The 19,057-nt window shown below is 70.8% G+C and carries 19 protein-coding genes; 9 read left to right on the top strand and 10 right to left on the bottom strand.

What is annotated here, in order from left to right; genetic code table 11:
- The first annotated feature begins 303 nt into the window (after positions 1–303).
- The 6 genes from IVW53_03420 (at position 304) to IVW53_03395 (ending at position 3,191) form a co-directional block, all read left to right on the top strand.
- Complete coding sequence (locus IVW53_03420) at positions 304–762, top strand: hemerythrin domain-containing protein (GenBank protein ID MBF6604612.1); 459 nt, start codon at positions 304–306, stop codon at positions 760–762.
- Positions 763–807: 45 nt separating this feature from the next.
- A complete protein-coding gene (locus IVW53_03415; GenBank protein MBF6604611.1) occupies positions 808–1,071 on the top strand; it encodes a DUF2249 domain-containing protein in 264 nt (87 codons plus the stop codon).
- A 3-nt stretch (positions 1,072–1,074) separates the two neighbouring features.
- Positions 1,075–1,551 (top strand): carboxymuconolactone decarboxylase family protein, encoded by a 477-nt coding sequence (locus IVW53_03410; protein ID MBF6604610.1) that lies wholly within the window; start codon positions 1,075–1,077, stop codon positions 1,549–1,551.
- A complete protein-coding gene (locus tag IVW53_03405; GenBank protein MBF6604609.1) occupies positions 1,551–1,943 on the top strand; it encodes a DUF488 family protein in 393 nt (130 codons plus the stop codon). The genes IVW53_03410 and IVW53_03405 overlap by 1 nt, the downstream gene beginning before the upstream one ends.
- Positions 1,940–2,569, top strand: coding sequence for a DinB family protein (locus IVW53_03400; protein ID MBF6604608.1), 630 nt, complete (start codon positions 1,940–1,942; stop codon positions 2,567–2,569). Before IVW53_03405 ends, IVW53_03400 begins: the two co-directional genes overlap by 4 nt.
- Positions 2,570–2,798: 229 nt before the next feature.
- Entirely contained in the window at positions 2,799–3,191 is a 393-nt protein-coding gene (locus IVW53_03395; GenBank protein MBF6604607.1) for an AraC family ligand binding domain-containing protein, read from the top strand.
- A gap of 303 nt (positions 3,192–3,494) precedes the next feature.
- Here IVW53_03395 and IVW53_03390 read toward each other — a convergent pair whose 3' ends face one another.
- Together IVW53_03390 and IVW53_03385 are read right to left on the bottom strand one after the other, a co-directional pair.
- The gene (locus IVW53_03390) at positions 3,495–4,703 is read right to left on the bottom strand and encodes an SAM-dependent methyltransferase (protein MBF6604606.1); all 1,209 of its coding nucleotides are present in this window, start codon (positions 4,701–4,703) and stop codon (positions 3,495–3,497) included.
- Positions 4,700–5,827, bottom strand: coding sequence for a hypothetical protein (locus tag IVW53_03385; GenBank protein ID MBF6604605.1), 1,128 nt, complete (start codon positions 5,825–5,827; stop codon positions 4,700–4,702). Before IVW53_03385 ends, IVW53_03390 begins: the two co-directional genes overlap by 4 nt.
- Before the next feature lie 29 nt (positions 5,828–5,856).
- Here IVW53_03385 and folK point away from each other — a divergent pair, with 29 nt between their 5' ends.
- Positions 5,857–6,486, top strand: a complete 630-nt coding sequence (gene folK, locus IVW53_03380; GenBank protein MBF6604604.1) for a 2-amino-4-hydroxy-6-hydroxymethyldihydropteridine diphosphokinase — start codon at positions 5,857–5,859, stop codon at positions 6,484–6,486.
- A 39-nt stretch (positions 6,487–6,525) separates the two neighbouring features.
- On the opposite strand, the gene glpX is transcribed toward folK, so the two are convergent.
- A complete protein-coding gene (glpX, locus tag IVW53_03375) occupies positions 6,526–7,521 on the bottom strand; it encodes a class II fructose-bisphosphatase (GenBank protein ID MBF6604603.1) in 996 nt (331 codons plus the stop codon).
- Between the two features lies 1 nt (position 7,522).
- The gene (purH, locus tag IVW53_03370) at positions 7,523–9,070 is read right to left on the bottom strand and encodes a bifunctional phosphoribosylaminoimidazolecarboxamide formyltransferase/IMP cyclohydrolase (protein MBF6604602.1); all 1,548 of its coding nucleotides are present in this window, start codon (positions 9,068–9,070) and stop codon (positions 7,523–7,525) included.
- Between the two features lie 135 nt (positions 9,071–9,205).
- Here purH and IVW53_03365 point away from each other — a divergent pair, with 135 nt between their 5' ends.
- Positions 9,206–9,679: a hypothetical protein gene (locus IVW53_03365; GenBank protein MBF6604601.1), complete on the top strand. Its 474-nt coding sequence runs from the start codon at positions 9,206–9,208 to the stop codon at positions 9,677–9,679.
- A gap of 7 nt (positions 9,680–9,686) precedes the next feature.
- Positions 9,687–10,151 (top strand): cupin domain-containing protein, encoded by a 465-nt coding sequence (locus tag IVW53_03360; protein ID MBF6604600.1) that lies wholly within the window; start codon positions 9,687–9,689, stop codon positions 10,149–10,151.
- Here IVW53_03360 and IVW53_03355 read toward each other — a convergent pair.
- The 6 genes from IVW53_03355 to IVW53_03330 form a co-directional block, all read right to left on the bottom strand.
- A complete protein-coding gene (locus IVW53_03355; GenBank protein ID MBF6604599.1) occupies positions 10,145–10,792 on the bottom strand; it encodes a CoA pyrophosphatase in 648 nt (215 codons plus the stop codon). The genes IVW53_03360 and IVW53_03355 overlap by 7 nt on opposite strands.
- Before the next feature lie 2 nt (positions 10,793–10,794).
- Positions 10,795–13,590, bottom strand: coding sequence for an ATP-dependent chaperone ClpB (gene clpB, locus IVW53_03350; GenBank protein MBF6604598.1), 2,796 nt, complete (start codon positions 13,588–13,590; stop codon positions 10,795–10,797).
- Positions 13,591–13,619: 29 nt separating this feature from the next.
- The gene (locus tag IVW53_03345) at positions 13,620–14,717 is read right to left on the bottom strand and encodes a J domain-containing protein (GenBank protein MBF6604597.1); all 1,098 of its coding nucleotides are present in this window, start codon (positions 14,715–14,717) and stop codon (positions 13,620–13,622) included.
- Between the two features lie 45 nt (positions 14,718–14,762).
- Positions 14,763–17,246, bottom strand: coding sequence for an endopeptidase La (lon, locus tag IVW53_03340; protein ID MBF6604596.1), 2,484 nt, complete (start codon positions 17,244–17,246; stop codon positions 14,763–14,765).
- Positions 17,247–17,412: 166 nt separating this feature from the next.
- Positions 17,413–17,763, bottom strand: coding sequence for a MerR family transcriptional regulator (locus IVW53_03335; protein MBF6604595.1), 351 nt, complete (start codon positions 17,761–17,763; stop codon positions 17,413–17,415).
- Positions 17,764–18,377: 614 nt separating this feature from the next.
- Positions 18,378–19,055 (bottom strand): TrkA family potassium uptake protein, encoded by a 678-nt coding sequence (locus IVW53_03330; protein MBF6604594.1) that lies wholly within the window; start codon positions 19,053–19,055, stop codon positions 18,378–18,380.
- Positions 19,056–19,057 lie beyond the last annotated feature (2 nt).

Raw genomic sequence — 19,057 nt, 5'->3', positions numbered from 1 at the left:
TACCGGCGGGTCGGCCATCACGTCGCCTGCAATCATGGTCGGGGAGGGCCAGCCTGCCAGAGATAGGCGGGCCAGCGCACCCGAACTGCCCGGTCTGTTTCGCGTGGAGACCGACCGCACCGGCGAGCTCCCGGACGCCCATCGATCCCCCCGAGTCGCGCAGGACGGCGAGCAGCCGGGGCCGGGTCAGCCCGGCGAGGAGGCGATGGCAATGGTGTGCTGCAGTCACCGCTTGCATTTTGCACGGAGATACCCGTAAAATATCAGGTATCAATCCCAACGCGCCCCAGGAGGACCCATCAGATGCCGATCCAGCAGGACGCGGAGGCCGCCGCGGCGATCCGGGCGCACCACGACGAGCTGCGGGACACCCTCCGCGCACGCGTCGGTGATCTGCGCGATGCGGTCCGGGCCGGTCGACCGCGCGGGGTTTCGGAGCGCGCGGTCCTCGGCTATCTGGAGGGCGACCTGCTGCCGCACGCCGCCGCCGAGGAGGCAGCGCTCTACCCGGCCGGCGACACCGGCCTGACAGCCCTCCTCGTCCGGGCCATGCGCGAGGAGCACAAGGGAATCATCGCCCATGTCGAGCGCCTCCGCGGGGCCGCCGACGGACTGGAGGCGGTGGCGACCGCGAGCGCCATCCTCGCCCTGTTCGAGGCGCATCTGTGGAAGGAGAACGAGCTGCTCATCCCGGCCCTCGTGGCCGACCCGAGCGTATCGCTCGGCGAGCTGCTGAGCGGTCTCCACGAGCTGGTCGGCTGAGGTCGCCGGTCCTGGCCACCACGACATCCGAAAAGGAGCGACACCATGACTGTCGAGCGCATCCTTGACGTTCGCGCCGAGCCGCCGAGCCGCCGCCACACTGTGATCTTCGAGGCGTTCGAGGCGCTGGACGCAGGCGTGGGCTTCGAGCTCGTGAACGACCACGACCCCAAGCCCCTCTACTACCAGTTCGCAGCGGAGCGGCCGGGAACGTTCACCTGGGACTACCTCGAGGAGGGCCCGGAGGTCTGGCGCGTCCGCATCGGGCGGCCCACCGTGCCGAACGTGACTGCGGCCGCGGGAGCTTGATCGATGACCGCCCGACTGGATTACAGGGCGGAGCTGCCCGCTGCCATCGGGGCCATGAGTGGACTCGAGCAGGTCGTCGAGTCGAGCACGCTCGAGCCTCTCCTGCTTGAGCTCGTGAAGGTTCGTGCCTCCCAGATCAACGGCTGCGCGTATTGCCTCGACATGCACACCAAGGATGCCCGGGCCATCGGAGAGGATGAGCAGCGGCTCCACCTCGTCACTGTGTGGCGCGAGGCGCCGTTCTTCACGCCCCGCGAGCGGGCTGCCCTGGCCTGGACCGAGACGCTCACCCTGTTGCCCGAGACCGGTGCTCCCGACGAGGTCTACGAGGCGATGGCCGCCGCGTTCGACCCGGCCGAGCAGGTCGCGCTGACCCTGGCCATCGTGGCCATCAACGGCTGGAACCGGCTGGCGGTCGGCTTTCGGCGGCCCGTCGGATCGTACGTCTCCCACCGCCATCAGGAGCCAGCGGCAGGTTGATGACTGCCTCGAACACCCGCAACGTCCGACTGCAGCGGGCCTATGACGAACCGACCCCGGACGACGGGTACCGCGTCCTCGTGGACCGTGTCTGGCCGCGTGGACGGACGAAGGAACAGCTCAGGCTCGACGCCTGGGCACGCGATCTCGGTCCGAGCACGCAGCTCCGCACGTGGTTCGGACACGATCCGGCGCGCTGGGCGGAGTTCCAGGCTCGGTACCACGCGGAGCTCGCCGAGCCAGACCAGGCGCAGGCGCTCGACGTTCTCGCTGAGCGGGCGCGTCAGGGTCCGGTGACCCTCGTCTTCGGTGCGCGCGATCCGGAGCGCAACCAGGCGCTGGTGATCGCCGACGAGCTGGAGCGACGCTTGGGGGTGGCGGAACGATCATGACCGAGCGGACCGTACCCGACTGGGATCCTCGCGACCCCTCCGTGGGGGCCCAGCTCAGTGCCGCGGGCACCGACCGAGAGCCAACTGCGCTGGCCACGATGCGCGCGATGCTGACGGTGCTCGATGCACTGGTGCGATCGGCCCCCGCCGACTTCCTCGAGCGGCGGCCGGCGCCCGATGAGTGGTCCCCGCGAGAGGTGCTCGGTCACCTGCTCTATGTCGAGCGGCTGCTCCGGGAGCGGACGGCGACCATGGTGGCGGACGCCCAGGAAACCCCCATGCCAAAGGGCGCGCCGGCGCCGCCGGCGCCCGCACCGATCGCGTCGCTGGCGGAGTGGCGCCGGGAGCGCGGCGAGACCCTCGCCTGGCTGCCCACGCTCGGGCCAGCCGAACTCGAGCGGGCGAGCGTGAGCCCGCGTTTCGGACGGATCACCGCCCGCGAGCAGATCGACGAGTGGGCCTATCACGACCTCGACCATCTCCGCCAGCTCCTGGCCGCGATCGAGAGCGAACTCTACCCGCGGATTGGTGGGTACCAGAGGCTCTATCCACCGCCGTTCTCGGCGGCCTCGTCCACGGACGATGGGCAGCCGCCTCCGGCGTCGGTGCCCGCCGGGCCGGACTGACAGAGCGAGGCGCGACCGGCCTGCGGCGGCGTTCGAAGCGCGGGAGCGAACAGGCCGACCCGGGGACCGGGATCCTGCTCGCGAGGTGCCCGCGCATCTGGGCGAACATGCTTCCGGAAGCGATCATGTACGTCGTGAAAACGTCGTTCGCCGCGCGGCGCCAGGCATCGTCGGGAGCGCACGCACCTATGATGGGCGGAAACCCGCACGGCATCGGGAGGTTCAAGCGATGGAACAGCCGCCGGCACGGTTGCGTCGGCCGCCGGCCGAACGGTTCGCTGGCGCCGAGCACGTCTATAACCTCGCCGACAGTGCCGCCCAGCTCCGACTCGAGCCCCACCCGGCAAAGGACGGTCATCGGCAGGTGACGATCGTCCATCGCGGCCCGGTGGCGCTCGTGCTCTTCGACTTCGAGCAGGACGGCCGACTCGTCGACCACGTGGCTGATGGCCTCGTCACGATCCACACCCTGGCCGGTCACATCCAGGTAACGACCCGTGAGGGCCGCCACGAGCTGGGCGCAGGCACGCTGCTCGTGCTCTCGCCAGGAGTCGTCCACGATCTCTACGCCGCCGTGCAGAGCCAGGTTCTGCTCACGGTTCATCTGGAGTCCAAGGTGTAACGAGGGATCTCACGAGCTCCGTCGTTGAATCGCGGTGACACGACCTTCTGCATGCGTGCGTGTCGCTCGGATGGCTCGGCGACGGGCTGCTTCCCGCAGGGATCAGACGGGGTCCGAACCGTGCAGCTGCCCGCACTGACGGGCCATACGGACAACGTCCTATTGTCGAGGCCGCCGGCTGACGGGCACGCTGCGTGGGCTGGGCACAGCACCGTCGGGGAGCGGTCCGCGGACCTGCACGCGCGCTCGGCGCGGCCGCTCCCCGACCCTTCACGCACCGCGCTCCCTTTGCGAACCCGCGTCTCAGCGACGGACGCGGTAGCCGAGCCCGGTAAGCGTCGCCTCTTCAGGCAGTCCGCGGCCCAGGACGAGCACGCGGAAGCCGCCGAGAGCGTTTGGGTCGAGGAGGCGTGCGACGGCCGCCCGCACGGCGAGCCCCCCCGCGAGCTCAAGGTCCGGCGCAGCCATCCGTGCGGCGACGATCTCCCCGAGGCCGGATCCGACGAGGAACTCCGCCTGCGATGTCAGACCGAATGTCCGCCAGCCGGCGGCCGTCGCCGCCCGCTCGACCGCCGTGAAGTCGACGTGGGCGGTGAGATCCTGCCGGCCGATCGCGACGAACGGGTCGCCGTGGGCTCGATGACCGCTGTAGGCGCGGAGCGTGCCGTCCATGCGGTTCGGGGCATGGAGCGCGGCAGCCTCGGATCCGTAGTCGATGACGACCGCGAAGCCGCGCTCCAGGGTGGGCAGCGCCTCGAGCGCCCACGTGTCGATCGCGAGGTTCACCTCCGCGCGGTGGCCGTTCGCGAGGTCGATGTCCTCGGCGGCGAGTCGCTGTGCGAGAAGTGGGGTGGATGGCGGGGCCGGCGCCTCGACGAACCGTCCGCCGCCTTCCGCCGACCAGTCGACGTACAGCTCGAGGAGTCGCCCGTCCCGCCACTCCACTCGATGGACCGGCAGGGCGTCGAGGAATTCGTTGGCGAGGATCGTGCCGGCCCGATCGCCACGGCCGCCATCGCCGCGACTGTCGCCTGCCACGGCTCGAGCGAAGCCGGCGGTCGCAAGCCGGTCTCGGATCCGCGCTTCGCGATCCGGGAAGAGTTCGATCGGGGTGTAGGCGATCGCCTCGAGCAGGTGCGAGCCGTCCCGTTCCAGCGCGCGAAGGATGTCCTCGGCGAGCGTTCCTGAACCCGCTCCGTACTCGCGGAGGAGGTATGGGTCGGGTCGTCCGAGGAGCCGCCACTGCTCCTCGAGCGATCGCGCGATGGTCGCCCCGAAGATCGGATGGAGCTCCGGCGCGGTGAGGAAGTCACCGGATCGCGTCGGTCGATCGTGGGACGTCGCGTAGTAGCCGCGTTCGCGATCGGTGAGGGCGAGCTCCATGAAGCGGGCGAACGTCAGCGGCCCGCCGGTAGCGATCTCCGCGCGCAGTCGCGCCACGAGGACCGGGTCGCTGTCAGGCAGCGGTCCATCGTCGGGCGGCGTCCTGCGGATACCGGGCTCGAAGGTCATCCCCTCGGCGCGCTTCCGGCTGCACGGGCGCCACGGTGGCGGAGGGCGAGCCGGACGCCGGGTCCGACGAGGCTGTGCCCACCGAGCGCGATGGGGATCTCGGCCGTCGCGGCGGCCGCCGTCAGGGCGCGCAGCCACGGGTCTCCGATCCGATCCGCGAGCAGGAGATCGGACGCGAACCGATCTTCTGCGGACGGCCAGGAGTGTTCGTCCGCGCCGAGCCGGTGGGCGAGCAGGACCCGGGTATCGACGAGCGCCCCGTCGGCGAGTACGGAGAGGAGGACCCCGAGCGTCTCCGGCCCGTCGCGGTCGAGGGCGAGGCCGAGGATCGAGCGCGGCGGTCGGCCAGGTGGTCGATCGGGCCGTGATCGGGCGCCGTCTTCGTCGCCACCGAGCGCGAGCCGGCTGCTCGCCCGCAGACCGCGCTCCTCGATGAACGCCCGGACTCGGCACCGGGTGTTCGATTCAAGCCAGCGGACGGTCGCGGCCGACGTGCGGCCCGCGACGAGGAGCTCCGCCCGCCGATCCGCGGCGACGGCCTGAAGCGCGGCGAGTCGCGCCCGGACGAGGTCGAGTTCCGGATCGGCGTCGCGCCCGGGGAAGGTGAGCTCGACGTCGAGCGGGCTGTCGAGGTCGACCCGCAGGCGCCAGCTCCGGCCGAGGTCGGTGACAGTCCACCCCGCCCGCTCGGCAAGCCAGCGCGGCAGGGCGTTGTCGTTCGGGAGGTCGGGGATGGGAGGGAGCGCCGAAGGATCGGCGATCGCGATCGCATCGGCCGAGTAGCGATTGTTGGCGAGAGCCGTCCGAGGGCCCTGGAGGCCTGCGGCGACCTCGACGAACCGGCGCCGATCCGCCAGCGTGGCCAGCGGCATCGAACCGGAGCCGACCACGACGAGGCCCGCTTCGCACTCGGACGCAGTCGCCACGAGACGGCGGAGGCGCGCGCCGAACGGTGTATCGTCGGCCGGCTCGCTGAGCATCGCGACGTCCTCGGCACCAGCGCGCCTGAAGCTCGCGACGTGCCGTTCGGCGCCAGAGAGGCGGGCCTCCGCGAGTCTGTGCTCGAGTGGCGCGGCGGACGGAGCGAGCGGCGGATGGAGGATGCGGACGATGACCCGAGCCATCGATCGAGTCTAGCGAGGGAGCACGGACGATCGCGACGGTGAATGCGCGGCGAGCACGGCGCGTGCGCGCCTATGTCGGCCTCGGTGCGAACCTCGGCGACGCGGGGTCGACGCTCGCCGCCGCCGCCGCGTCGCTCGCTGGCCTTCCCGGAGCGTCCGTTCGTGCGGTGTCACGCCTCTACGCGACGGAGCCGTGGGGTGTCGCGGACCAGCCGGAGTTCCGGAACGCGGTTGTGGCGCTCGACGTGCCGGCCGGTCCGGATCCGGGGACCGGGGCGATGGAGCTGCTTGTCGCGCTCAAGGACCTCGAACGAGGCTTCGGCCGGCAGGCCCGCGCACGGTGGGGTCCGCGGGAGCTCGACCTCGATCTGCTCATCTTCGGCCGTGCCCGGCTCTCGGTCGCGCGTCCGCCTGAGGGGCGATCCGCCGACCCATCGAAGTCCGGCCTGCCGCTGACGGTCCCGCATCCCCTCGCGCGCGAGCGGCTGTTCGTCCTCGCCCCGCTCGCCGACGTCGCGCCGGGGCTCGTGCCGCCGGACTGGAGCGAGCGGGTCGCCACCGCTCGCGATCGGCAGGCGCGTCTCGAGGGTCCGTCCGCGGTCCGCCCGATCGCCCGCTGGGACATGGCCAGCGGCCGCTGGCATCCGCTCGGAGACTGAGCGCGGAGCGCCTGCGCCGGCGGTCCGGTCAGATCGTCCCTACAGGCGGACGCTCGGGGGTCGGTTGCGGTCGAACATGTGAACGGTGTCGACGAAGCGGACCTGCTTCGTCCGGTAGGCCATCACGAGCGAGTGGGTCCGGGCTCCGCCGCCGAAGAACCGGACGCCCTGGAGCAGGTCCCCCTCCGTCACGCCGGTGGCGGCGAACACGAGGTTCTCTCCGGACGCGAGCTCCTCGGTCGTGTAGACATGGTCCTCGTCGCCGTGGCCCATCGCGACCGCCCGCCGTCGCTCCTCGTCGTTGCGGAAGCGGAAGCGGGCCTGGATCTCGCCGCCGAGACAGCGGAGCGCGGCGGCCGTGATGACGCCCTCGGGCGCGCCGCCGATGCCCATGACGGCATGGACGCCGGTGCCGGACACCGCGCACGAGATCGCCGCCGAGAGGTCGCCGTCGCTGATGAGCTTGATCCTGGCACCGGCATCGCGGACCTCCGCGATGAGCGTCTCGTGACGCGGTCGGTCGAGGATGACCACGGTGATATCCGAGACGCTCCGCCCGAGGGCCGACGCGATCCGCCCGACGTTCTCCGTCGGCGAGAGGCGGATGTCGACGCGACCGGCCGCGACCGGTCCGACGCACAGCTTCTCGAGGTACGTGTCCGGTGCGTGCAGCAACCCACCCCGCTCCGAGGCGGCGAGCACCGTGATCGCGTTGGACTGGCCCATCGCGACGAGGTTCGTCCCCTCGAGCGGATCGACGGCGATATCGATCGCCTGTCCCTCCCCGGGATCGGCGCCCGGCCGGCCGGCCAGGCGGCCGACCTGCTCGCCGATGTAGAGCATCGGCGCCTCGTCGCGCTCGCCCTCGCCGATGACGATCGTGCCGGCCATCTCGAGCTCGTCCATCGTGCGGCGCATCGCCTCGGTCGCCGCGCGATCCGCCCCCATCCGATCGCCGCGGCCCATGTAGCGGGCGGAGGCGATGGCGGCCGCCTCCGTCACGCGGACCATGTCGAGCGCGAGGACCTGCTCCATCTCAGTGGCGGAAGTGGCGACGGCCGGTGAAGACCATCGCGAGGTGGTGGCGGTCGGCGGCCTCGATCGCCATCTCGTCGCGGATTGATCCACCCGGCTGGATGATCGCCGTGACGCCCGCGTTCGCGGCGGCCTGGATGCCGTCCGGGAACGGGAAATATGCGTCCGACGCCATGACCGCGGTCCTGGCACGGTCGCCCGCGCGTCGGAGGGCGATCTCCACGGCGACCTGGCGGCTCGCCTGGGCCGCGCCGATCCCGACGGTCGCACCGCCGCGGCCGAGGACGATCGCATTCGAGCGGACGTGGCGAACTGCCCGCCAGGCGAAGAGGAGGTCCGTGAGCTCCTCGAGCGTCGGTCGTCGCCGCGTCACGACCTGGAGCTGTCCCTTGTCGAGCCCGAGGTCGTCCAACGTCTCGACGAGGAGGCCGCCGGCGACGCGCTTGAAGTCGAGGGAGGCGATCCCGTAGTCGCGCATCCCGTCCGTGGGATCCGGGGGCACGGACAGGAGCTCGAGGCCCGCCTTGCCGCGGAGGATGCCGAACGCCGCGTCGGTGAAGCCCGGCGCGATGACCGCCTCGTAACTGTTGGCGGCGATCTCCCGGGCGGTCGCCCCATCGAGCGTCCGGTTCACCGCCACGATGCCACCGAAGCTCGCGACGGGATCCGTCTCGAGGGCGTGCCGGTACGCTTCGACGAGCTCGTCGTGCGACGCGATCCCGACCGGGTCCGTGTGCTTCCCGATCACGACCGTCGGCCCGGTGTAGTCCGACGCGATCCGATATGCCGCGTCGAGGTCGAGCAGGTTGTTGAAGGACGGCGCGGCGCCCTGCAGTCGAGCCCCGTCCGCGAGGGTCCCGCTTCGATGCGTCGTCTCCCGGTAGAACGCCGCCCGTTGGTGGGGATTCTCGCCGTAGCGGAGGTCCTCCACCTTCTCGAGGACCATGGCGAGCCGGGTGGGGAATGTCTTGCCGCTCACCTGATTGAGATAGGCGGCGATCTCCGCGTGGTAGGCGGCGATCGCGCCGAACGCGTCGGCGGCGAGGAGCTGGCGGAACTCGGCCGAGACGCCGCTGAACGCTCGCAGCTCGGCGATGAGCTGCGGGTAGTGGCGCGGGCTCGCGACGGCGGCCACGCCGGCACTGTTCCGCGCCGCGGCGCCGAGGAGGGCCGCCCCGCCGATGTCGATCATCTCGATGGCCTCGTCGATCCGCACGAGGCGGGCTCCCACCTCCGGGGCGAACGCCTTGACGTTGACGACGACGATGTCGATCAGGCCGATGCCGTGCTCCGCCAGCTGCTCGAGCTGGGCCGGCACGTCGCGCCGCGCGAGGATCCCCGCGTAGACCGCGGGATGGAACGTCTTGACCTGGCCGCCGACGAGCGGCGGGACATTCGTCAGGTCCGAGACGGCGCGGACCTCGATGCCGTCCGCCGCGAGGTGCTCGCGGGTCCCATCCGTCGCGAACATCTCGACATCGAGCGTGCGGAGGTCGCGAGCCAAGGTCGAGATCCCGTCACGGTCGGCCACGGAGAGCAGGGCACGCACCCCGGTTTCCTCCCATTCGGCGGCGGGATCCGTCCCGGTCCGGCGCGAGTATACCCGGGTCCGTGGCATACTCGGGCCCGCCGACCGGACTCTGGACCCGTCCGGGCGGCGATCGCGTGGAGGACCCAGTCGACCGTGAAGCTCGCCCCGTGGGACTACCTGTTCCTGCCGTTCAACAGCCGGAACTTCCACGACCTCTTCATCCCGATCGTCGTCGCGTCCCTCGTCTGGCTCGTCGTCCTCGTCGCGATGTACAACCTCCGCACGCGGCGGCTCCACGGTCACCCCCCGTACCTCGACCTGTACGAGTGGCTCCTCTGGACCGGGATCATCACGTTCAGCCTCGTCCTCGTCTTCTCGGTCTTCGTCTTCGACTTCTTCTTCGTGCCGGTCACGCTCACCATCGGCCTGGCCGTCTTCGTCTGGATCCGCTTCTCGCACTTCCCGCCGGTCCTCGCGGCGTACGAGCTCAAGCTCGCCAAGCAGCGCTACTTCACGCGCACCAAATACGCTCATCCGGAGTCGACCATCCGCCCCAAGGCCACCGGGCGCGCCTCGGCCAAGCCCGTCCGGGTGGCCCCGTCGAAGCGCGGCCGCAAGCGGCGCTGAACCGGCCGTGGAGGTCGTTCGGTTCGGCGTCGGGCATCGTCGTCCGGAGGGCCCGGCCGGCACGACCGGCCTGACCGGGGTCGTCGTCCACGCCGACGGACGCGGCTCGATCGCCGAGTTCGCCTTCGCTCGCAGCGCCCACATCGCTCCGCACTCGAATCCGAACACGACGTGGTTCGTCGTCATCGAAGGCGGCGGCTGGGTCGCGGTCGGCGAGGAGCGCTCGCGGGTGAATGCCGGCGAGGCGGTGCTCTGGCCCGCGGACGTTCTCCATGCGGCCTGGACGGAGCACTCCGAGATGCGGGCGATCGTCGTCGAGTTCGCCGCCGATGACGAGACGGGCCGGGCGGTCCTCGAGGGCGTGGCACGTCCAGCACTCGCCTCGTCCACCCGGGACGCGCCGGCGATCGGCGGACTCGCGGCCCGCGATCGGCCACGCGAGCCGACCGCCCGCGAAGGAGAGCCCTACTGATCCGCGCCGAGGACCGCGCCGAGCTGACCGAGGATCCGGGCGGTCGCGCCCCATACGTGGAGCCCGTCGATGCGGTAGCCCCCGAAGCGGAGTGGCCAGTCGCGGACCATCCGGTCCAGCACCTCGATCGGAGCGCCCGGGAGGAACGCCTCGAGGGGCGGCGTGAGGATGCGGGCCACCTCCGCCGGTGCGGCGACCAGCGCCGGCCGCCGCTCGGCGACGGCGACGACCGGGATGATCCGGAAGTCGCTCACCGGGATCCACACTTCCTCGAGCACCCCGAGGACCGAGACGTGCGCCGCTGCCGCGTCGAGCCCGACCTCCTCGGTCGCCTCGCGCAGCGCGGTCGCGGCCGCATCCAGGTCGTCCGGCTCCGACTTGCCGCCGGGGAAGCTCACCTCACCGCTGTGGAGGCCCTCGTAGGTCGTCCGTTCGGTGAGGACGACCCGTGCCTCGCCGTCGTCCGATGGATGGACGAGCACCAGCACCGCCGCCTGCCGCGCACCGGGCGGGATGTCGAGGCGGGGCCCCCTGCGACCATCGGTGAACCTGGGCATGAGGATCTCGGGGCCGCGGGGCAGCGGCCCGCCACCACCGTCGCGGAGGCGCTCGAGGCGGGCGATCGCGCCCTCGAGGCGCACGATCAGTTCACGAGCTCGCCGCCCTCGCGCTCGCGAGGCCGGTCGCCATCCACGTCGGGAAGGTCCAGCGGGGAGCGCCGTCGCGTCGCGCGGCCGTCCCCGCCGCCGGGCTCGCCCGCGCCACGTGCCGCCGGCCCGGCCCCGCTCGGCGATCGCGCATCGCGGTGGTCGCCGGCGTCCACCGTCACGGAGGCCGCGTCCGTCGAGAAGACGATCGTGCCGCCGATGACGTCGGCATCGGCGGCGACGTGGTCACCGGGCCTGAACTGCCCCTGGAGGAGCGCCCGGGCGAACGGGTTCTCGACGAGTCGCTGGATCGTCCGCTTGAGCGGGCGTGCGCCGAACGCCGGATCATGCCCCTCTCGGGCGATGAGGGAACGAGCGGCGGCGGTGAGCTCGAGGCCGAGGTCCTGGCTCGCGAGCCGGCGCGACAGGTCGGCGAGGAGGAGATCGACGATCGCCGCGAGGTCGGCTTCCGTCAGGGCGTGGAAGACGATGATCTCGTCGATCCGGTTGAGGAACTCCGGCCGGAACTGGAGGCGGAGCGATTCGGTCACCTGCGCCTTCATCTGCTCGTAGGCGGCGGCCGCCCGAGCGTCCGTGGTGCCGCTGAATCCGGCGATGAACTGGGATCCGACGTTGCTGGTCATGATGAGGACGGTGTTCCTGAAGTCGACCGTGCGACCCTGGCCATCCGTGAGACGACCGTCGTCGAGGACCTGGAGGAGGACGTTGAAGACGTCCGGGTGGGCCTTTTCGATCTCATCGAGGAGGACGACCTGGTACGGCCTCCGGCGGACCGCTTCGGTCAGCTGCCCCCCTTCCTCGTAGCCGATGTAGCCGGGTGGGGCGCCGACGAGCCGCGAGACCGAGAACTTCTCGAGGTACTCGCTCATGTCGAGGCGGACCATCGCCGTCTCGTCGTCGAAGAGGAACTCGGCGAGGGCACGAGCGAGCTCGGTCTTTCCGACACCGGTCGGGCCGAGGAAGAGGAAGGATCCGATCGGACGGCGCGGATCCCGCAGACCAGCCCGAGCACGACGGACCGCGTCCGAGACGGCGGCGATCGCCTCGTCCTGGCCGACGACTCGCTCGTGGAGCCGCTCCTCCATGTGGACGAGCTTGGCGGTCTCGCCCTCCAGGAGCCGGGTCACGGGGATGCCGGTCCACGAAGCGACGATCCCGGCGATGTCATCCGCCCCCACCTCCTCCTTGAGGAGACGGCCGGGCCCCTGGAGCGCGGCGAGCGCGGCAGCCTGTGTCCGGAGCCGCTCCTGGAGCTCGACGAGGGTCCCGTACTTGAGCTGAGCGGCCGTCCCGTAATCGGCCTCCCGCTCGGCCTGCTCGATGCGGACCTGGGCGCTCTCGAGCTCCGACTTCGTGGCGCGGAGCGCGGCGATGGCGGTCTTCTCGGCCTCCCAGCGCTGCTTCATCCCGCCGCTCTCCTCCTCGAGGTCGGCGAGCTCGCGCTCGAGGGCGGCGAGGCGCGTCCTGGACGCGTCGTCCTTCTCCTTGCGGAGGGCTTCCCGCTCGATCTCGAGCTGGATCTGCCGTCGCTCGAGCTCGTCCAGCTCGACCGGCATCGAGTCGATCTCCATCCGGAGCCGGCTTGCCGCCTCGTCGACGAGGTCGATCGCCTTGTCCGGCAGGAACCGGCCGCTGATGTATCGGTCGGAGAGCGCCGCTGCCGCCACGAGGGCCGAGTCGGTGATCCGTACACCGTGGTGGACCTCGTAGCGCTCGCGCAGGCCGCGAAGGATGCTGATCGTCTCCTCGACGCTCGGCTGATCGACGAGGACGGGCTGGAAGCGACGCTCGAGCGCCGCGTCCTTCTCGATGTGCCGGCGGTACTCGTCGAGTGTGGTCGCGCCGATCGTGTGGAGCTCGCCCCGGGCGAGCATCGGCTTGAGCAGGTTCGAGGCGTCCATCGCGCCCTCGGCGGCGCCTGCGCCGACGACCGTGTGGAGCTCGTCGATGAAGAGGATGACCCGGCCCTCGGCGTCCCTGATCTCCTTGAGTACGGCCTTGAGCCGCTCCTCGAACTCGCCGCGGAACTTCGCCCCGGCGATGAGGGCGCCGAGATCGAGCGAGACGACGCGCTTGTCCTTGAGCGTCTCCGGCACGTCGCCGCGGACGATCCGCTGGGCGAGGCCCTCGGCGATCGCCGTCTTGCCGACCCCCGGCTCGCCGATGAGCACCGGGTTGTTCTTCGTCCGCCGGCTCAGGACCTGGATGACCCGTCGGATCTCCTCGTCGCGGCCGACCACCGGATCGAGCCTGCCGGCCCGCGCCTCCGCGGTCAGGTCGCGGCCGTACTTCGCGAGGGCCTGATACGTGGTCTCGGGCGTCGGGCTCGTGACGCGCTGGCTGCCGCGGACACCCTGGAGGGCGGCGAGCATCGCCTCCATGCCGGCCCCGTCGCGCTCGAGGAGCGCCGCTCCGTCGCCACCGACCTCGGCTACGCCGAGGAGGAGATGCTCCGTCGAGACGTACTCGTCGGCGAGGCGACGCGCCTGCGCCTGGGCGAGCTCGATCGCCCGGCTCGCCCGCCGATCCACCGTGAGCGACCCGCCCTGGAGACGCGGCCGTCGGGCGAGGAGTGCCGCGAGCTCGCCGCGGAACACGGGCAGGTCCACGCCGAGCCGGCGGAGCGTCTCGGCCGGTATCCCGTCGTCGGGCTCGACGAGGGCGGCGAGGATGTGCTCCGCGTCGAGGACAGGGCTCTGGAGCGTCTGGGCCAGCTGCTGGGCGGCGACGATCGCCTCCTGGGCCTTTTCCGTGAAGCGGTCGAGTTGCATGTGGGTCCGATTCTCTCTGCTGCTGCGTGTCAGGTCGCGTCGACGCGTGGATCCGGCTGCTCGACGAGCTCGAGGAACCGGCGGGCGGCGTCCTCGGCCTCGCTGCTCAGGCGTGTCGGAAGGACGATGCGGATCCTGACGTAGAGGTCGCCGATGCCGTCGCCGGAGAGCCGCGGCATCCCCTGCCCGCTGAGTCGGAACGTCCGGCCATTCTGGGTCCGGGCCGGGACCGTGAGCAGGACGCGGCCACGGAGCGTCCCGACCGGCACCTCGGCGCCGAGCAGCGCTTCGCGGAGGGTGACCGGCACCTCGCGTTCGAGGTCCGCTCCGCGCCGGGTGAATGTGGGGTGGGGTCGGAGGGACGTCACGAGGTACAGATCCCGACCGTCACCGCCCCTACCCGCGAGCCGGATCCTGCTCCCGGCGTCGACGCCGCGCGGGATCGTCACCTCGAGCCGCTTGCCGTCGATCTCGACGAGCCGGGTTGTGCCGTTGTAGGCCTCCTCGAGCGTCACATCGACGGTCGCCTCGAGGTCCCGATCGTGTCGGCCCGCCCCGGCCCCGGCTGTCCGCGAACCGCCGCGACCGCTGCTCGGTCGTCGCCCTGCGCCACCGGTCGCGCCCGTCGCAGGGGTCGAGCCGGCAGCGTCGAGGCCCATCCCGGCGAGGATTTCCTCGAACGTGGCGTCGTTCGTCGTGCGCGCCCGCGTCGAGCTCCCGGACGGGCCGCCGTCACGGGCGTCGCCGCTGAAGAAGGTGCGGAAGAAATCGGAGAATCCGGACGCGTCGCCGGTGGTCCGGAACTCGTAGCGGACGTTGCCGCCACCGAAACCGGCGAAGGGGCCCGCGCCACCGGCCGCCGACGCCCCCCGGCCGGCATGGCCGGCGCCGGCCCGGGCGACCGACTCCCAATCCGGGCCGAGCGTGTCGTACTGGGCCCGTTTTCCCGGATCCGAGAGGACCGCGTTCGCCTCGTTGATGTCCTTGAAGCGACGTTCCGCGGCCTTGTCGTTCGGCTTGACGTCCGGATGGTGCACCCGAGCGAGCTTCCGGAACGCCTTCTTGATCTCCGCCTGGCTCGCCGTCCGGGCCACGCCGAGGGTCGCGTAGTAGTCCCTGAATTCCATGTCAGGCCCTCCGGGTCCCGCCCGACACCCGTACCCCGAGGGGGCTCAGTCGTACCGTCGCCGGCCGCCGGTCGGTGCGCGTATCGCCCGTCGCGCTGGTGGCTCGACCATGACGGGCGGTTGATCCGACGGCGGGAAGTTCGGACGGCGGACATGCCCGCCGTCCTCGGCCGTCGTCCCGCCGCCGCGCTCGTCGGACGCCGCCTTCGGTGTCTTCGGCACGAGGGGGGTCGGACGGCGACGAAGCGCCGCCTCGAGGACCTGCTCGGCCGTCTCGACCGGGATGATCCGGATCTGCTTGCGGATCTCGTCGGGGATGTCGCGGAGGTCCTTCTCGTTCTTCTTCGGGATGATGACGGTCTTGGCTCCCGAGAGGTGGGCCGCGAGCGTCTTCTGCTTGAGCCCGCCGATCGCGAGGACACGCCCTCGGAGGGTGATCTCGCCGGTCATGGCGACATCCTTGCGGACGGGGATGCCGGTGAACGCGCTCACCATGGCGGTCGCCATCGTGACGCCGGCCGACGGGCCGTCCTTCGGCGTCGCCCCAGCCGGGACATGGATGTGGAGGGTGTTCTTCTCGAACGTCTCGCGCTCGATCCCGAGGGCCGCCGCGTGGCTGCGGATCCACGACAGGGCTGCCCGGGCGGACTCGCGCATGACCTCGCCGAGCTGGCCGGTGAGGATGAAGTCCTCCTTGCCCTCCATGATCGTCACCTCGACGGCGACCACGTCCCCGCCGACCTCCGTGACGACGAGACCGGTCGCCGAGCCGATCTGGTCCTCCCGCTCGAGCTCGCCGTACTCGAAGCGCGGTGGCCCGAGGTACTCGTCGAGCTTGCGCAGGTCGACCACGGTCTTCCGCTTGCGACCCTCGGCCACGGTCCGCGCCACCTTGCGCATGATGTTCGCGATCTCGCGCTCGATGTTTCGGACGCCGGCCTCGTGGGTGTACGCTTGGACGAGCTCGAGGAGCGCCTCGTCGGTGATGTCGATGTGCTTCGTCTTGAGGCCGTGGTTCTCCATCTGCTTCGGGATGAGGAACCGGCGAGCGATCCCGACCTTCTCCTTCTGGGTGTACCCCGGCAGATGGATGATCTCCATCCGGTCCCGAAGCGGGGCCGGGATCGGGTCGAGCAGATTTCCGGTCGCGATGAACAGGACGCGGCTCAGGTCGAAGGGGACCTCGAGGTAGTTGTCCTGGAAGGTGTTGTTCTGCTCCGGGTCGAGGACTTCGAGCAGCGCGCTCGACGGATCGCCCCGGAAGTCCATCCCGATCTTGTCGACTTCGTCGAGCATGAAGACCGGGTTGTTCGATCCGGCGGTCTTGATGTTCTGGATCACCCGTCCGGGCAGAGCGCCGATGTACGTCCGGCGGTGACCGCGGATCTCCGCCTCGTCGTGGATCCCGCCAAGGCTCATCCGGACGAACTTGCGGCCCATCGCCCGGGCGATGCTCTTGCCGAGGCTCGTCTTGCCGACGCCGGGCGGTCCGACGAAGCAGAGGATGGGGCTGCGGATCTGGTCGGCGAGCGTCCGGACCGCGAGATACTCGAGGATCCGATCCTTGATCTTCTCGAGGCCGTAGTGGTCCTCGTCGAGGACCTTCGCGGCCTGCTTGATGTCGAGGAGGTCGGTCGTCGCGACGTTCCACGGCAACCCGACGAGCCAGTCGACGTACGTCCGGATGACGCCGACCTCCGGGCTCGCCGACGGGATGCGGCTCATCCGGTCGATCTCCTTGATCGCCCGGGCCTTGATCTCGTCCGGCATGCCGGCGGCCTCGACCTTGTCGCGGAGCTCGCCGATCTCGGCCTGCTGCGGATCGTCCTCGCCGAGTTCGCGCTGGATCGCCTTCAGCTGCTCGCGGAGGATGTACTCCCGCTGGGTCTTGTCCATCTCGGACTTGACCTCGGACTGGATCCGGCCCTTGAGCTCGAGGATCTCCACCTGGCGGGCGAGGAAGCCACTGACGAGCTTGAGGCGCTCGATGACGTCGACGGTCTCGAGGAGCTCCTGGCGCTGCTCCGTCGTCATATCCGGGCTGTAGGCGACCATGTCCGCGAGGAGCCCCGGATCCGTGATGTTCCGGGCGGCGACGGCCGCCTCCGGCGGGACGGGCGCCCCGTTCGCGACGTACTGCTCGATCTGCGCCTGGACCGATCGCATGAGGGCTTCGACCTCGACCCCGTCGGGGATGCCGTCCGGGAGCTCCTCGATCGTGGCCGCGAGGTACGGGGCAGTCTGGGTGAAGCTGACGACCCTGATGCGGCGCTGGCCCTGGACGATCGCCCGCACGGTGCCGTCCTGGAGCTGGACCACCTGGGCGATCTTGGCGAGCGTCCCGATGGCGTACAGCTCGTCCGGCTTCTCGATCTCCTCCTGTTCAGCGCGGCGCTGCGTGACGAGGGCGATGGGTCCGCCCGCCGCGACGGCGGCGTTGAGTGCGTTGACGCTCTTCTCGCGGCCGACCTGGAGCGGGACGATCATCTCCGGGAAGATGACCGTCTCGCGGAGGGCGACGAGCGGCATCTCGAGCGGTCCCGTCGGGCGGCTCTCCGGGCCCGGTTGAGCGGCGGGTCGCGCCTCCTCCGGCTTGGCGGTCTTGTCGGCCATCAGGTTCTCCTCGGCGGGACGGCGATCATTGTCGTCGCCGGATGCGTGTCGAACGGGGCGACTGCCCTGTCCATATGGATGATCACGGGTCGGTGCGGTCCGGTCGGTCGCCGTCGGCGGTCCTGGCCCGGTCCGCCATCCCCTCGTCGAAGAGCGCCTCGAGGACTCGAGTCCCGAGTCGCTCCTCCAATTCGAAGAGGAGGCGGATCCCGGCCAGGTTGACGCCCCGGTCGCGGGTCAGGTGGCGGATCCAGAGGACCCGTCGGATGTCGTCCTCACTGTAGAGCCGGTTGTTGCTCGGTGTCCGCGCCGGGCAGAGGAGACCCTCGTCCTCGTAGATCCGCAGGGTCCGCGGATGAACGCTGACGATGCTGGCCGCCACGCTGATGACGTAGACGGGCCGCGCCGGGTCTCGTTCCGCGCGCGAGGTCATCCGCTCAGGCTCCGGTTCCGGCCGGCTCGACGGCCGGGTCCGCCATCGAAGACGCCGGTCCAGCGGGCCGGTCGAACGAAACTGTCATCAACGAGCCGATCCGTCGCCGAACCAAGCGACAGAGCTCTCCGAACGGCGACGGGCGGCACACGATCGTTATCGTCGTGAACCTCCGTGCTGGGTGCGGGCGTCCGGAACCCGCACGCGTGGTGTTCATGTTTAAGGAACCGGACATGGTCGGATGCTAGAACATTGACAATCTTGTTGTCAAGAGACGTGTGCTCGGTGTTTGATGGGCCGGGGATCCGGGGGCGTCCTGCCTGCCGGGCAGGTCGGACTGCGCCGGATACGCGCGGGGTGCGTACTGGACTCGGCGAGCGGGGCGGAAGGCGCCCAGGTCAGGGTCCGCGGTGCGGGCGCCAGGGCGGCCGCCGCCGCTCCCACGGTCTACCACGCATCGGGCGCGTACGCGACGCGAAGTCGGGACAGACGAGCGACGCGAACGGGCAGGCGAGCGACGCGAACGGGTGGACGCCGACGCGAACGGCTGGACGCCGACGCGAACTTCGGCGAGGCGAGCGAGGCGAGGCGAGGCGCGAGGGCGATCCCCAGGATCAGCCGCCGACCGCCTCGGTCTCGCCCATGAGCTGGCTGTGGAGGGCCGCCTCGCATTCTGCGCGCCCGATCGCGATGACCTTGTCGCCGACCGCGAGCGTCATGTCCGCGCGGAGCGGCATCGCCCGCCCGGCCCGGACGACGGCGAACAGCGCGCATCCCTCGGGGATCGTCAGGTCGTTCGGCGACCGGCCGATGGCGGGCGAGCCGGCCTGGAGCGGCGCCTCGATGAGCTCGAGATCCGACCCGCCGAGGGTGCCGAGGTGGAGGAGCTCGTGGACCGGGATGTCCTGCTCGATCGAGCCGAGGATCATCCGGGTCGGGCTGATGATCTCGTCGACGCCGAGGTGCTTGAACAGGGACTCGTTCTTCGGATTGTTCACGCGGGCGATCGTGCGCGGGACGTCGAAGTGATGCTTCGCCATCTGGCAGATCACGAGGTTGTCCTCGTCGTCGCCCGTCACCGCGGCGACGATGTCGGCCCGGTTCGCCCCGGCCTCGCCGAGGTACTTGCCCTCGCAGCCGTCGTGGGCGAGCACGATCGAACCGATCTCGTCCGCGATCTGATCGGCCCGCGCTCGGTCCTTCTCGAGGAGGACCACCTCGTGACCGGCCTCCACGAGCTCCTTGGCCAGGTAGTAGCCCACCTTGCCGCCACCCACGACGAGCACGAACATGG

It is taken from the genome of Chloroflexota bacterium (assembly GCA_015478725.1).
In the GTDB taxonomy this organism is placed as follows: domain Bacteria; phylum Chloroflexota; class Limnocylindria; order Limnocylindrales; family CSP1-4; genus C-114.
This window is presented reverse-complemented; position numbering and strand designations above follow the sequence as displayed.